The following is a 14,511-nucleotide window of genomic DNA, read 5'->3' as shown; positions in this document are numbered from 1 at the left end:
AACCTGCATGGGGCTGGGCGTTGCCGCGCAACGGCGCGCCGTGACGGGCGGCAGGCGGTGGGTCAGTGCGTGCCTTCCGGGTTGCGATGCCGTTACGCGCGCCGCCGATGTCGACGACACGGCGTGGTGCACCCACAGCAGCTCCGGTCCGTGCGGGCTTGAGATCATCCCGAAGCTGCCCGCGCCCTGCATGGCTTGCCGCCAGCGAGCAGCGCGGCGTGGGCGTACCCGAGGCGCGATGATTTGGGCTGCAGTTCCCACGTGGCCTGGCTTGATCGCTGGCGGCCGCCCGGCCACCGGTCAAAAAAAAGGATCGGGCACAAGGCCCGATCCCTTCAAAAACCGGGACAAGCCCGGTGGACAATGCGTGGCACAACTTCCGACTGACATCGGACGCCGGCATCGTACGTCGACTTTAACGTTAAAGCAACACTTTAAAGATGAGCTCCTAACTACTTGATTTTGTTAGGCGCCGAATGTGCCGCGCGGCAGCCTCAATCCCGGTGCTGCACCACGGCCGCGCGGATTTCGGCCTGGATGGCGGCGGCGGCGGCGGCGGGGTCGTGGGCCAGGCGGATCGGGCGGCCGACCACGATCGCATCGGCGCCATCGGCGAAGGCCTGCGCCACGCCCACGGTGCGCTGCTGGTCGTCGCCAACCGGGCCGCCGGGGCGGATGCCGGGGCAGACGATCGAAAAGGCCGGGCCGGTGGCGCGGCGGATCATGCCCGCTTCCTGGCCGGAGGCGATGACGCCGTCAATGCCGGCGGCTTGGGCGGCCAGCGCGCGCTCCACCACCACGTCCACCGGCTCGCGGTCGATGCCCATCGCGGCCAGGTCCGGCCGGCCCATCGAGGTCAGCACGGTCACTGCGAGCAGGCGCATGTCGCCCTGGTTGGCCGCAGCGGCGGCTTCGAGCATGCCGGCGTGCCAGCCGTGCACTGTGCAATAGCTCACCGGCCATTGCGACAGGCGGCGAATGGTGCCGGCGACGGTGGCGGGAATGTCGAAGAACTTCAGGTCGACGAACACGCGCTTGTTGCGCTTGGCCAGCGCATCGAGCACGTGGAAGTACTCGCCCGACGCCAGCAATTCCATGCCGATCTTGTAGAACGCCACCGACTCGCCCAAACGGTCCACCCAGGCGATGGCCTCGTCATGGCCGGGCACATCCAGCGCAAAGATCAGCCGCTCGTGCGCGGCCAGCGGTAACGGGGGACGGTTCATCGTGCGAGCTCCAGTGCGGCGCGCTTGGCGTCGTGGCGGGTCTGCCAGGGTTGCGAATAATCGTTGTTGAACTGGGCCGGCTCCCAGCCACCGTAGCTGGGGTTGGGCAGCATCCACCAGCGCTCGCCGAACCAGTCGTGGTAGTGCTGCAGCAACGCGCCACGGGCCTGGCTGGTGTTGGCGCTGACCTGCACGAAGTCGCCGAGCTGATCACCGAACTGCATCAGCACGCGGTACTTCTCGCCGGCCAGGCGGCGGCGGCAATTCTTCTCGCTGCCGTTCTGCTCGCAGCCGGGCACCACCGTGCCCAGGCCCAGGAAGACGCTGTCATCGGCCACCGGCAGCCCGGCGCTGCGCAGATTGGCCAGGGTGGCGTCCTTGAGGTGCACGGCGCGGTTGGAGATGTAGATCAGGGTGATGCCGCGGGCGTTGGCCGCCTTGGCGAAATCGACCACGCCCGGGATCGGCTTGGCCTTCTTTTCGGCCACCCACTGGTCCCAGCTCAGTTCGTCGTACTCCTTGCCATCGCGCACCAGGCGCGCCTGGTACGGCGAGTTGTCCAGCACGGTCTCGTCCACATCCAGCACCACCGCCGGCTTCAGGCCGGTGGCGGCATTGCCGCGTTCTTCGGGCACCAGCGCGTCCCAGTTGGGCTGCTTGAGCGCGGCGTCGAGGGTCTCGGCTGCGGCGCGGTAGGTCTGCTCGGCCACGGCGCGGTATTCCTCCGAACGCTGCATCCACAGCACCGCATTGAGGTTGTCATCGCCGGCGGGTGCGCCGGCTGTTGCCGCCGGCTTGGCCGCAGCAGCGCTGGCGGCGGCATTGGCAGACACGGCAGCGGCTTGCGCGCGCTGCGCCGTCGCTTCATGAGTGGGCTTGCAGGCCGACAGCGCCAGCACGGCGCAGGCAAGCAGGGACATCGGTGTGTGAAGCGAGGGGCGCATGGCATCCACCAGGACAGGAACGGCAATGAAGCGCGCAATTTTAGCCGGTTCGCGTGGTGGCGCCCTGCTCCGCGGCTGCAGCGTGCGCGCCACCCCTCGTGTCGGGTGGGTCTTGCGGTGTGCAGGCGGCGAGGCGATCTCTCGCTTCCAACCACGGTGCGCCTGGTTGGCATGCGGCCCGCAGCGTGCGCAGGCCTTCTGCCATCTCCCGCTATCCATACGCGCGCTGACGCCGCCGGGTGCACGAACAGCGGCGGCTGACGCAACCATGATGCACCGCACGGCCCTGCAAGGCGGCAGCGTCGCGGCGAACGAGGCGCAAAACGCCGGCACGGGATCGGCATATCCTTGCGGGCTGATCGCCCAGGAGTCGCCGCATGACAGAGACATTGCCCACGCCCGTTCTCGATACCGCCCAGGCCCGCGTGCTCGGCTGCCTGATCGAGAAGGAAGCGACCACGCCGGACGCCTACCCGCTCACCGTCAATGCCGCCCAGGTGGCTGCCAACCAGAAGACCGCGCGCGAGCCGGTGCTCACCCTGCAGACCGGCGTGGTGCATCACGCGCTGCGCCAGCTGGAAACCCTGGGCCTGGTGCGCCAGCAGTTTTCCTCGCGGGCCGAGCGGTACGAACACAGGCTGGGCAGCGCACTGGACCTGACCCGGCAACAGGTCGCGGTCATCGGCCTGCTGCTGTTGCGTGGCCCGCAGACGCTGGGCGAGCTGTTTGCGCGTAGCGAGCGGCTGGCCCGCTTCAACGACAGCGACGATGTGCGCCATCACCTGGAACGGCTGATCCAGCGGGGCCTGGCCGTGCAGCTGCCGCGCGCCAGTGGCCAGCGCGAAGACCGCTACGCGCATCTGCTCAGCGGCGAGCTGGACCTCGAGGCGCTGCAGGCCGCCGCCGCGCGTGCGGCGCCGAGCGCACGCAGCGGCGCCGACAGCAGCGAGCTGGAAGCCCGCGTGCTCGGCCTGGAAACCACCGTGGCCGAGCTGCAGGACGCGCTGAGCGCGCTACAGGCACGCCTGGATGCGGCTGGCGCCTGAGCGCAGCCGCTCTTTTGGGTCCACCTGAGCGAGTAGCGGGCCTGGCCGCTTGTGGGTTGCTGGAAAGGCAGCCCTGGCTGTTTCCAATTCCGCTTGCCCGAGAGTGTCAGGCGGATTCGGATACCTGCGCACCAGCCCGCATCAGACGGCCAAACTGCTTGCCGCGCTCCAGCCGGCACGCGCGACGGAGTGCCAGCGGGGCGTTGTAGCGGCGCCGTGCCAAGCCGCTACCCGCAGAACACGCCCTCAGGTCGGCGTATCCACTTCGTCCCAGGCTGCATCTTCGAAATGCAGCAGCCAGTTGAGCGCGTAGTGCCGCTCGTAGACCACGCCGGGCACGACGCCGGCGGGCACCGGCTGCTTGGACTGCCCGGCCTGGCGCACTGCCCAGTGCAGGCGCAGGTGCCGGTCCAGCGCATCCAGCAGCTCCGGCAGCGGGCGCAACGCCAGCACCGGCGGCGTGTGCGCCTCGGCGTGCTCCAGCGCGCGCCGGGCCACGCCCGGCACATCGCACAGATCGGTTGGCAGCGGCAGCGTGTCGGTCATGCCCGCCGCCCATTGCAGCGTCGCCAGGCTTTCGTAGCGCCAGCCGAAGTTGGCCAGCTGCTGCGGATCCGGCTGGGCCTGCTCGAAAAATTCCAGCTCCTGCGGTGACAGCGCTGCCGCCAGGCCCGGCAGCCGCGCGCCCATTTCGGCAAGCGACGGCGGTGGATCGCCTGCGGCGAGGATCTCTGCACGCAGCGCCACCGCAAACAGCGCGCGCATGCGCTCGGCCACGGCTGTGGCATCGCGCACCCGGGCTTCGGCCTCACCGGGCACCGGTGGCAGGCTGGGCGGCACGCGGATGCCCAGCGCGGCCAACTGGTCCTGCTGCCGCGCGCGGCGCTCCAGCGCGTCCGGCGGATACGGCACCTGCGCATCGTCATCGAGCGGCGGCTCGCCCTGGCTCAGCAGCACGTGCCCGTGCGGGTCGCGCACGCTGCCATCGGCCAGGAAGCACACCGCGTTGGCCTGCTCGGCCCACGTGGCCAACGCACCGAAGGCGGCATCGTCCACCTCGAAGGTGAACTGCTGGCGCACCCGCTGTACGTGACGCATCAGGTGGTAGCGCGCCTGCGTCATCTGGCCATCGCCGGCCTGGCTCACATAGCCGACAAACCCGTGCAGATGGTTGGTCAACTCCGGGTCGGTGTGGTCGCGGTGCTGCACCGCAGCCTGCGGCAGAAAATCCGGCCACACGGGATCGCGCAGCGTGGAATAGGCATTGACCAACAACGGCATGACGCGTCCTTTTGGCGGCAAGACAGGCCGGCAGCGTGCCGCAGGCCAGCTCAGCTGTCCACGCCAGGGCCAAGATCGATCACGTAATACAGCACCCCCTCGGTGCCCGGACTCAGCACGCGCAGCCCCTGCCGCTGCAGCCCGAGTTGTTCCAGCGCACGGATCGACTCGCTGTTGTCGGGCGACACGATCGCGCACAGCTGCGGCAGCTGCAGCACATCGCGCGCATACCGCAGCACGGCATGCCCGGCCTCGCGCACATAGCCCTTGCCGCGATAATCCGGCAGCAGCGCAAAGCCGATATGCGGTACCGGCAAGGTGTCGCGGCACAACAACCCCAGGGTGCCTGCGAAGGCGCCTTCGTCACGCGTTTCAACCGCCCAGTGCGCGAACCCGTGGCGCTCCTGATGCGCCTGCGCCCACTCGCGCAGGTACGCGCGCGCCTGCTCGCGGGTCCGTACGCCACGATCGTTGATGCCGGCGATGAAGGCGGGGTCGTTGACCAACGCCAGCATTGCGTCGGCGTCGCGCTCCGCATCAAGCGTCCGCAAGCGCAGGCGCGGGGTTTCGATCACCACGGTCACGGTGTGCTCCGACATCAGGAACACCCAGCCTGCCGTGCAGATGCCTCACTGGCAAGCCTGTGCGGGCGCAGCGTCGTGGGGTGGCAGGCGTTTACTTGCAAGGCAAAACCGCCTGGCGATAAGCATCAACAAATGCCACACGACAATTGCTGCACACCTCGGTCCACTCGTTGCAGTTGGCACGCTGCGCACCGCGATCGCGTGCTATGCGCACGACCGAGAGTGCCTGCATCGTTGCCATGGTTGAGAAGGCGTCCGCCGCAGCACGCATGCGACCACATGCTGCGGGATTCCAGACGCCTGCAGCACGCGCAAACACAGCGCATCAGCTCGCTGCTTGAAACCCCCAGGGACTCATCGTGCAAACGATGCGCATCGGCGCCGACCAGCGACTTACCGCCTCTCACACGCACGTGTTGTCAGCGTGCGTTAGTCAAACAACGCCTGGATCGCTGCCAGCCCCGCATTGGCGCGTTCCTTCTTGCGTTCGGCATCGGCCACCGGGTCGGCGCCGTCGCGTTGCAGTTCGGCCGCCGGAATCTCGTCAAAGAACCGGCTCGGCTTCAGTCGCACATGCTCGCCGAACTTGCGCGTCAACTTGCTGTAGCTCATCCACAACTGCTGCTTGGCGCGGGTGATGCCCACGTACAACAGGCGCCGCTCTTCCTGCAGGTTGCCTTCTTCCAGGCTGACCTCGTGCGGCAGCACGCCGTCCTCGCAGCCAACGATGAACACGTAGCGGAATTCCAGGCCCTTGGACGCGTGCATGGTCATCATGCGCACCTGGTTGCCGCCGTCGTCCTTGTCGTTGCGCGACAGCAACGCCAACTGCGCCGCCAGATCGCTGGCGCTGGCGCCGCGCGGGCCGCCTTCGAACCATTCGGCCAGCTCGTCGAGGTTGCGCTTGCGGCGCTGGAACCCGGCTTCGTCCTTGGACTGATTGCGCAGGTCGTTGAGCAGGCCGGACTTGTCGGCCAGCAAGCGCACCAACTCGCCCGCCGGCATGCTGGTGGCGTGCTGGCGCAACTCGCGCAGGATGTCGGTGAACGCGCTCAGGCCGTTGGCCGCACGTGGCGGCAGATGCTGCAAGGCGCCCATCGATTCGGCCGCACGCGACATCGGCACCGACTTGCCGCTGGCCAATTCGGCCAGGCGCGCGAGCGAGGTCGCCCCCACTTCGCGCTTGGGCGACTGCACCGCACGCAGGAATGCCGCGTCATCGTCCGGATTGACGATCAACCGCAGCCACGACAGCAGGTCCTTGACCTCCTGCCGCTCCAAGAACGCGGTGCCGCCGGTGAGGTGGTACGGCACACGCAGCAACTGCAGCGCCTTTTCCAGTGGCCGCGACTGGAAGTTGCCACGGAACAGGATGCAGAAATCGCTCCACGGCACCTGCTTGGCCGTGCCCAGGAACGAAATCTCGGCGGCGACCTTTTCTGCTTCGTGCTCGCTGTCGCGGCACTCCCACACGCGAATGCGCTCACCGTCGGCCTGGTCGCTCCACAGCGTCTTCAAGTGCTCGTGCGGGTTGTGCGCGATCAAGGCATTGGCCGCACGCAGCACGCGGTTGGAGCAACGGTAGTTCTGCTCCAGCTTGATGATTTCCAGCGCCGGGTAGTCGCGCCCCATCTGCTGCAGGTTTTCCGGGTTGGCGCCACGCCAGGCGTAGATGCTCTGGTCGTCGTCGCCCACGCAGGTGAAGTTGCCGCGCGGCCCGGCCAGCATCTTCAGCAACCGGTACTGCGCATCGTTGGTGTCCTGGCACTCGTCGACCAGCAGATAGCCGATGCGTTCGCGCCAGCCCATCACGATCTCTTCGTTGGCCTCCAGGATCTGCACCGGCAGGCGGATCAGGTCGTCGAAGTCCACCGCGTTGAAGGTGGTCAGCCGCGCCTGGTAGCGCTCATACAGGCTGGCCGCTTCCTTCTCGCGGTTGCTGCGCGCCGCGGCCATCGCCTGCTCGGGCGACATGCCGGCGTTCTTGGCCCGCGAAATCAGGTTCTTGGCGTCCTCGATCGCATCGGGCTTGGCCCCATGCATCAGGTCCTTGATCTGCGCGGCCGCATCGTCGGAATCGAAGATCGAAAACCCGCGCTTCAACCCGGCCGCAGCATGCTCGATCTGCAGGAACTTCAACCCCAGCGCGTGGAAGGTGCAGATGGTCAGCCCGTCGGCCCCGTCGCCACGGATACGCTTGGCCACACGCTCGCGCATTTCCTTGGCCGACTTGTTGGTGAAGGTGATCGCGGCGATGCGCTTGGCCGGATAGCGGCCGATGGCGATCAGATGCGCGATCTTCTCCACGATCACGCGCGTCTTGCCGCTGCCGGCACCGGCCAGCACCAACAGGGGACCTTCGCAGTGCAGGACGGCAGCGCTTTGCGGGGGATTGAGACCGTGCATAGGGACTTCCAACAGAGCGGGCCATTGTACCGGCGCGGCTGCGGGCGGTCCGCCGCGGCCGGTTCATGCAGCTGCACGGCGCCCTGCGCACCTGACCCGGCAGCCGCTGGCCCGGCCCGGTAAAATCCCCCGATGGCCAAGCTCTATTTCTACTACTCGGCAATGAATGCCGGGAAGACCACCACCTTGCTGCAGTCGGCGCACAACTACCGCGAGCGGGGCATGCGCACGTCCATCCTCACGCCCAAGCTCGATCACCGTGCCGGCAGCGGCGTGGTCGCCTCGCGCATCGGCTTGCGCGCCGAGGGGCAGACCTTTGACCGCCAGACCGAATTGCTGCAGCTGATCGAGCACGACATTGCCGCGCACGGCCCGCTGCACTGCGTGCTGGTCGACGAGGCGCAGTTCCTCAGCCGCGCGCAGGTCTGGCAGCTGAGCGAGGTGGTCGACCGCCTGCGCATCCCGGTGCTCTGCTACGGGTTGCGGACCGATTTCCGCGGCGAGCTGTTCGAAGGCAGCCAGTTCCTGCTGGCCTGGGCCGATGAGCTGGAAGAGATCAAGACCATCTGTCACAGCGGCAGCAAGGCCACCATGACCGTGCGCGTGGACGCACAGGGGCATGCGGTGCAGGACGGCCCGCAGGTGGAGATCGGCGGCAACGAGCGCTACGTCTCGGTCAGCCGCGCCGAGTTCAAGAAGATCATGCGTGGCGAAGGCCGGATCGACCCGCTGCAGATCGCGTTGCCGTTGCCGCCGGCGTAAGTCGCGCTTCGCCACGACGCGCACGCCGGCGGGTGCCGAGCGTCGTGGCGCATTGGACAGGGACACGAGGTCTGCAACCTTGCTGGCGGCGATCGCCTTTCCGCGCTGCCGCTGGCCGATGCAGGCGCGCGTGCAGGCTCCACACCGCAGCATTGGCAGCTGCCATCAGCAGGCGACATACCGCTGTATCAGCGCGTTATACCGATCGTCGGACCACCACACGCGATTGCGCCGACAACGCCGCGCTCTCACAACCGGACGCAACCGGGCTCCTGTAAACTGCGCCCATCACGGTCCGGGAAGAAACGCATGGGTCAGCTTCCTCCCGAATTGCACGCCGATGTCGCGCGTGTCGGCCGGCTGTCGTCGGTCCCCGATGTGCTGACCATCCTCACCCGCCTCACCGGCATGCGCTTTGCCGCGGTCGCCCGGGTCACCGATGCGCGCTGGGTCACCTGCCAGGTGCAGGACACGCTCGCCTTCGGTCTACAACCCGGCGACGAACTGCCACTGGCCACCACGTTCTGCGATGGCGTGCGCCTGCGTAACCAGGCGGTGTCGTTTGGCCATGCCTCGCAGCACCCGGTCTACCGCGACCATCCCTCGCCCAAGTTGTATGGCTTCGAAAGCTATGTGTCGGTGCCGATCCGTCTCGACGACGGCAGCGTGTTCGGCACCTTGTGCGCGCTGGACCCGGAGCCGCGGGTGATGGATGCGCCGCTGGTAGAGAAGATCGAACTGCTCGCGCAATTGCTGGGCGCGCAGATCCAGGCCGAACTCCGCGCCGAACAGAGCGCGCTGGAATCGCGACAGGCGCGCAGCGAACTCGGACGCGTCGGCGCCTCGGCGCGGCTGCGCGAAGAGTTCATCGGCATCCTCGGCCACGACTTGCGCAACCCGCTGCAATCGATGCACGCGGTGGTGGACATGCTGTCCATCGACCAACTCAGCCAGCGCCAGGGCGGCGCCATCCGCTCGCTGCAGCGCAGCCTGCGGCGCATGGAGGAATTGATCGACTTCGCCAGTGATTTCGCCCGCGGCATCGAACGCGACTGGCTGCAGCTGGACTACGGCAATGGCAGCGATCTGCTCGATGCGCTGTCGCAGGTGGTGGACGAAACCCGCGCCGCTTATCCCAACCAGGTGCTTTCCGCGCACGTGGCCATCGACGAACCGGTGCATGGCGATGCCATCCGGCTGGCGCAGATGTTCGGCAGCCTGATGATCAACGCGGTGGTGCAAGGCCAGCAGAGTTCGCTGATCAAGGCCATCGCAGTTACCGAACAGGGCCGGCTGCGCATCGAAGTCTGCAACCTGGACGGCATCGAACCACGTCGGCTGGACGTCCTGCACGCCTCCACGCATGTGCATACCGCCGGGCGTGCCCTACCCGAGGTCGACCTGGGCCTGCACATGGCCGCACAGATCGCACAGGCCCATCAGGGCGAGCTGCGCATCACCAGTGGCAAGGACGGCACCTGCTTCCACGTGGAGCTGGCCTGCCAGCGCCCACGTGCGCGGATGCAGCTGGTCGACAACCGCTCGACCCCGGCCTAAGCGCGGCCAGGTCCGGGCAACGCAGGTCAGTAGATCTTGCGTTCGTTCGCCGGCGGCGGCGTCCACTGGTACAGCCAGGTTTCGGTCAACGGCTTACCGTTGGCGCGCAGGAACAGACGGATGTCGATCTGCTGGGTGCCCTCATCCGGCGGCACCAGGTCGAACATCGCCCGGTAGCCCTTGAGCTCATGCAGCGGCCGCGCCGAGACGATCTCGGTGGTGCCGCGCGACACCTGCAGCACCGCTTCGACCTTGGCCTTGGGGTCCTTTGCAAGCGCAGCCAGTTCACCGCCGGCAAAATCCACCGCAAAGCGCCAGGAGAAATGGCTGCGTTTCTGGCCCACGATGCCGCCCAGCCCGGTGCGCGTGGCCACGCAATGCGCCAGCGGCGAACTGGCCGGCGGGTGCGCACCCCAGTACAAGCGGTACCCCATCAATAGTTCCTGCCCCGGCTGCGGCTTGGCCTGCGGGTTCCAGAACGCCACGATGTTGTCGAAGGTCTCGTCCACGGTGGGGATCTCCACCAACTGCACCGAGCCCTTGCCCCAGCCGCTCTTGGGCTCCACCCACAGGCACGGGCGCTTCTCGTAGAACACGCCGTCGTCCTGGTAATGATCGAAATTGCGATCACGCTGCAGCAGGCCAAAGCCGCGCGGGTTCTCGTCAACGAACATGTTGAACCGCAGGTGCGGCGGATTGCATAGCGGCCGCCAGATCCACTCGCCGCCGCCGGTCCACATCGCCAGGCCATCGGTATCGTGGATTTCCGGGCGCCAGTCCCAGTCCATGCGGCGGTCGTTCTCGCCGGTCTGGTACATGCTCGTGCACGGGCCGATGCCCAGCCGCTCGATCGCCTTGCGCGGATACAACGCACTGTCGATATCCATCACCAGTACCTCGCCATTGGTGATGGCAAAGCGGTACGCGCCGGACACGCTGGGCGAATCCAGCAAGCCGTAGACCACCACCGTGTCCGAGTCGTCGGCCGGTTGTTCCAGGTAATAGGCGATGAAATCGGGAAATTCTTCCGGCCCACCGGTGCCGGTATCGATCGCCAGCCCGCGTGCCGATTGCCCGTACTGGCCTTCCTTGCCTACCGCACGGAAGTAGCTCGCCCCCAGGAACGCAGAGAAATCGCGGTCGGTATCCTTGCGCGTGTTGAGCCGGAAGCCGGCAAACCCCAGATCCTTGGGCAACTGTTTGCCACCCAGGCCACTGCGGCCGTAATCGAACGCCGCCGGGTCGTACGCCAGCTGCTGCGCCTTGCCGTCGACGATGTCGTAGATGTGCACCGGGGTGTGGAAGTACAGGCCCAGATGGAAGAACTTCGCCTGGAACTTGCCGTTGCCGTCGGCCCACAACGCGTGATCCTGGCGGTAGCGGATCGACTGGTACTGATCCCAGTTCAAGGATTCCAGCGGGCCAGGCAACACCTGCTTGTGGCTTTTGTAGGGCGCCTTGGCCAATGCACGCGCCTGGCCCTTGAGCCACGCATAATCGAACGGCTGTGGCTGGCCCAGGCGACGCAGCCCCACTGCCTTGGCCGCCAGCGCCCACTGCGGCAGCGCCGGCAAACCGAGCGCAGCCAGGGCGGCGGCGGCATTCTTCAGGAAGTGGCGTCGTTGCATGCGCTGGATCTGATCGGTGGTGTGGGCTACATCATAGCCACACCAACGCCCGGCACAGACGTTATGCGCTACTCAGGGCACCGCAGGCGAACCGGCGCAGGCATTAGTCAACGCAAGCTCCTGCGCCTTGCTGCACAGGAATTGCCGCTGCGCCTGCCGCTCGTTGGGCCCGGTATAGCGCAGCAGCGTCCATTGCTCCTGCGCCTGCATGTCGGCACCGGGCGCGAGCGTGCGATACGGCGCGTGCACCTCCATTTCCAGCAGACCGTGTTCGGGGTGCTGCGGGGGCGCGTCCAGATACAGTTCCACCTGTCCTTGTTCGGGATGGATACGCGCCTTCGGCTGGTGCGCAAAGCGAATCACCAACACCTGCGTGCCGGCAAAACCAGCCATCCAGCCAGCGGACGGCTGCAGCAGCAGCTTGCCGCGCTGGATCAACGTGTCCGCGCGCCTGTCGGCACTCAAGACGAACAGGCCACCTTCAAGCTGATAACGCGGCGCGACGGTACCGGGATCGCTGGGTGGTTGCAGGCGTAGATCGGCCGCGTCCGCCACCGGCACGAACACCCGCGTATCTGCAGCCACACGTGTGTTGAACCACAGATCCCAGCTGAGCGGCTCGGTGCGGATGTTGCGTGCGCTGGCCTGCACGTCGATGGTGTCCGGGCGCAAAGGCGACAGGGCCACACGCTTGCGCAGTTGCACGCCGGTCACCGGGCTGGGCACGCTGTCCATCACTAGCTGCGTCGCGTCGTGTGTTGTGGCCCGCGTCGTCGCCAGCGAGAGATACGGGTCCGGCGGCCACACTGCGCCTGCTGCCTTGCGCTGTGGATTGGCCTGTTGATGCAGCCACCAGTGGCTTTGCGGGCCAACCCAGACGTCATGCCCCAGGTAGGCGATATCGCCTGCAGTGGCGGACACCTGCGGTGCCGGCTGCTGTTCCACCGCCGCACCGAGCTTGAGTACGCTCGGCTGGCCCCGCAGCTGAAACGCCAGGATCCGCCCACCAAACGACGGCGTGGCCGTCACTTCGATCACCTCGTTACCGAGCGTGAGGCGTTCGATGGCGGGGGGCGTCTTACGCGCTGCAGTGTCTGCGCGGCTGCCCGCAGAGGGCAATACGAGCAGTCCCGCCATGACCGCCACCACAGGAAAGCGCACCACCTTCGCCATGCCCAACTCCGCATCCATCGATCAGCCAATTGTGGCGCGCTGGTGCGCTGCACACCAGCAAGTACGCTGCAGGAGCGAGCGCTGCCGATGTCTGCAGGTGCAACTGGCAAAGCACCGAATAATGCGAAACGTAGACGCGATGCCGATACGCATCAGATGGAAGCGCCGCTGCACATCTATGCAGAGACTGGCGGTTTTACAAAGTGATGCGGTGGAATGCGTTTGGCGAATGCCAACAGGCCTCAGCTGGGAGCCGCTGTGTCTACGCTGCGGATCGCGACTTACAACGTGGCAGTGGTGAACTTAGAGCAGCTATCAAAACGACTGCGCAGCCTTCAGGCGGGCGCGGCTGGTGCTCGGAATCGGCATGTACCTACGTACACTCCGGTTCCTCCGCGCCGTCCGCACCCACCTGACGACTGCTCGCTACGTTTTGTCAGCCGCTCTTAGCCGCGTGATACAGACAGGCGTTAGCTGGAAGCCATGCTGCTCTGTCTATGCCGCAGGTAGCGGCTTACAAAGTGGCATGGTGGATGCAGTAGATGATTCGACAGATTTCAGGAAGAGGCGAAGCGGCGACGTTTAAGCAGCATGTAGCTGCTTACGAAGTGACGCTTGGCTCCGTCGCACTGTATGTATTTGAAAGGCAGCTAGCGCTGGCAAGCCGCACACCACACCGTGGCGCGTTGGCCGATTGTGGCGTGCTTCAACTCGCGACCGCAGTGTTTGCAGGCTTCGCCTTCGCGGCCATACACCATCAATTCCTGCTCGAAATAACCGGGCGCGCCGTCCGGGCTGATGAAATCGCGCAGCGTGGTTCCACCGCGCTGAATTGCATAGGCGAGGATTTCCTTCACCGCATCCGCCAGCCGCCGATAGCGCTCCCGCGACACCTTGCCAGCCTCCCGCAGCGGGCTGATTCCTGCGCGATGCAGGCTTTCTGCCGCATAGATATTGCCAACGCCGACCACCACCGCCTGGTCCATCAGGAACGTCTTGACCGCCGCACGGCGACCGCGGGCCAATGCGTGCAGATAATCGCCAGTAAATGCACCAGATAATGGTTCGGGCCCAAGGCTGGCCAGCAGCTCATGCGTTTCGCCATCGCGCTGCCATAACAGGCAACCAAAGCGCCGTGGGTCATTGAACCGCAGGACGCGCCCATTCTGCAGGCTGATATCCACATGGTCGTGCGCGCGTGGTGGCGTATCGCCCGGCAAAACCCGCAGGCTGCCCGACATCCCCAAATGCAGCACTGCACTGCCGCCTGCGTTGGTATCCATCAGCAGATACTTCGCCCGCCGACGCACATCGGTAATCGTGGCGCCTGGCAGCAACTGTTCGATCTGCTCTGCGATCGGCCACCGCAGGTCAGGCCGCCGCAGGATCACGCCATGGATGCGTTGCCCCACCAAGTGCGGGGCCAGCCCACGTAAGGTGGTTTCGACTTCGGGAAGCTCAGGCATGCAGATCGACTCGACACACGGCAACAGACCGGAGCACACCACATGGTGGTGCAGGCAGGCAAACACAAATGCTGTGGCGGTATGAGCGGATCTGGGTCCCCGAATGCAGCAGCAGATTTCAGCCGCCTACCGGCCCTGCCAAGTGATCTAGACACGTGGCGGCTACTGCAGAAATGTACTTAGACATGGCATCTGACTAAGCGCACCACTCGTCTCTGCAGCAGAGTGCAGTAAATGCCTATTACCCGGTGCCGAAGAGGCCAAGATCTTTACGCATAGCGCTTACGTATAACGCCAGGCTGAGCAGCAAAGCGGCTTAGAAACGGTCGATTCAGGCAGCCTCTCCGCTAGGGCAGTTAGTTGGAGACCCTAGTCGCCAACGACAACGCCAAAGCGAGCGTGTCCAAGCCGAGTCCGCATTAAATCGCTAGGACCGCG

General features: G+C 66.1%; 11 protein-coding genes and 1 other RNA gene. 4 read left to right on the top strand and 8 right to left on the bottom strand.

Annotated elements, in window-relative coordinates; genetic code table 11:
* Positions 1-494 precede the first annotated feature (494 nt).
* Positions 495-1,226 carry an orotidine-5'-phosphate decarboxylase gene (gene pyrF / locus QRM89_RS13445; protein WP_285448234.1) on the bottom strand — a complete coding sequence of 244 codons (732 nt, stop codon included), beginning with the start codon at positions 1,224-1,226 and terminating at the stop codon, positions 495-497.
* Positions 1,223-2,179, bottom strand: a complete 957-nt coding sequence (locus tag QRM89_RS13440; RefSeq protein ID WP_285448233.1) for a 5'-nucleotidase, lipoprotein e(P4) family — start codon at positions 2,177-2,179, stop codon at positions 1,223-1,225. The genes pyrF and QRM89_RS13440 overlap by 4 nt, the downstream gene beginning before the upstream one ends.
* 368 nt (positions 2,180-2,547) lie before the next feature.
* Here QRM89_RS13440 and QRM89_RS13435 point away from each other — a divergent pair, with 368 nt between their 5' ends.
* Complete coding sequence (locus QRM89_RS13435; RefSeq protein WP_285448232.1) at positions 2,548-3,216, top strand: DUF480 domain-containing protein; 669 nt, start codon at positions 2,548-2,550, stop codon at positions 3,214-3,216.
* Positions 3,217-3,462: 246 nt separating this feature from the next.
* Here QRM89_RS13435 and QRM89_RS13430 read toward each other — a convergent pair whose 3' ends face one another.
* The 3 genes from QRM89_RS13430 to rep form a co-directional block, all read right to left on the bottom strand.
* On the bottom strand, positions 3,463-4,497 hold the full coding sequence (locus tag QRM89_RS13430) for a DUF4272 domain-containing protein (protein ID WP_161960406.1): 1,035 nt from the start codon (positions 4,495-4,497) through the stop codon (positions 3,463-3,465).
* Positions 4,498-4,547: 50 nt separating this feature from the next.
* On the bottom strand, positions 4,548-5,096 hold the full coding sequence (locus QRM89_RS13425; protein ID WP_285448231.1) for a GNAT family N-acetyltransferase: 549 nt from the start codon (positions 5,094-5,096) through the stop codon (positions 4,548-4,550).
* A 414-nt stretch (positions 5,097-5,510) separates the two neighbouring features.
* Entirely contained in the window at positions 5,511-7,487 is a 1,977-nt protein-coding gene (gene rep / locus QRM89_RS13420) for a DNA helicase Rep (protein ID WP_076040308.1), read from the bottom strand.
* A 132-nt stretch (positions 7,488-7,619) separates the two neighbouring features.
* Here rep and QRM89_RS13415 point away from each other — a divergent pair, with 132 nt between their 5' ends.
* Positions 7,620-8,249, top strand: a complete 630-nt coding sequence (locus tag QRM89_RS13415) for a thymidine kinase (RefSeq protein ID WP_115007868.1) — start codon at positions 7,620-7,622, stop codon at positions 8,247-8,249.
* 309 nt (positions 8,250-8,558) lie between these two features.
* A complete protein-coding gene (locus QRM89_RS13410; protein WP_011270100.1) occupies positions 8,559-9,806 on the top strand; it encodes a GAF domain-containing protein in 1,248 nt (415 codons plus the stop codon).
* A gap of 26 nt (positions 9,807-9,832) precedes the next feature.
* Here QRM89_RS13410 and QRM89_RS13405 read toward each other — a convergent pair whose 3' ends face one another.
* Together QRM89_RS13405 and QRM89_RS13400 are read right to left on the bottom strand one after the other, a co-directional pair.
* The gene (locus tag QRM89_RS13405; RefSeq protein ID WP_285448230.1) at positions 9,833-11,434 is read right to left on the bottom strand and encodes a glucan biosynthesis protein D; all 1,602 of its coding nucleotides are present in this window, start codon (positions 11,432-11,434) and stop codon (positions 9,833-9,835) included.
* 72 nt (positions 11,435-11,506) lie between these two features.
* On the bottom strand, positions 11,507-12,625 hold the full coding sequence (locus QRM89_RS13400; protein WP_285448229.1) for a DUF4380 domain-containing protein: 1,119 nt from the start codon (positions 12,623-12,625) through the stop codon (positions 11,507-11,509).
* Positions 12,626-12,974: 349 nt separating this feature from the next.
* Here QRM89_RS13400 and QRM89_RS13395 point away from each other — a divergent pair.
* A non-coding RNA gene (locus QRM89_RS13395) (sX9 sRNA) lies at positions 12,975-13,049 on the top strand.
* A 208-nt stretch (positions 13,050-13,257) separates the two neighbouring features.
* Here the strand turns inward: QRM89_RS13395 and mutM are convergent.
* Positions 13,258-14,073: a bifunctional DNA-formamidopyrimidine glycosylase/DNA-(apurinic or apyrimidinic site) lyase gene (mutM, locus tag QRM89_RS13390; RefSeq protein WP_115573890.1), complete on the bottom strand. Its 816-nt coding sequence runs from the start codon at positions 14,071-14,073 to the stop codon at positions 13,258-13,260.
* Between the last annotated feature and the right edge of the window lie 438 nt (positions 14,074-14,511).

The organism is Xanthomonas sp. LMC-A-07 (assembly GCF_030208825.1).
In the GTDB taxonomy this organism is placed as follows: Bacteria; Pseudomonadota; Gammaproteobacteria; order Xanthomonadales; family Xanthomonadaceae; genus Xanthomonas; species Xanthomonas campestris.
The sequence above is the reverse complement of the archived record's forward strand: the minus strand, read 5'-3'. Positions and strand labels throughout refer to the sequence as shown.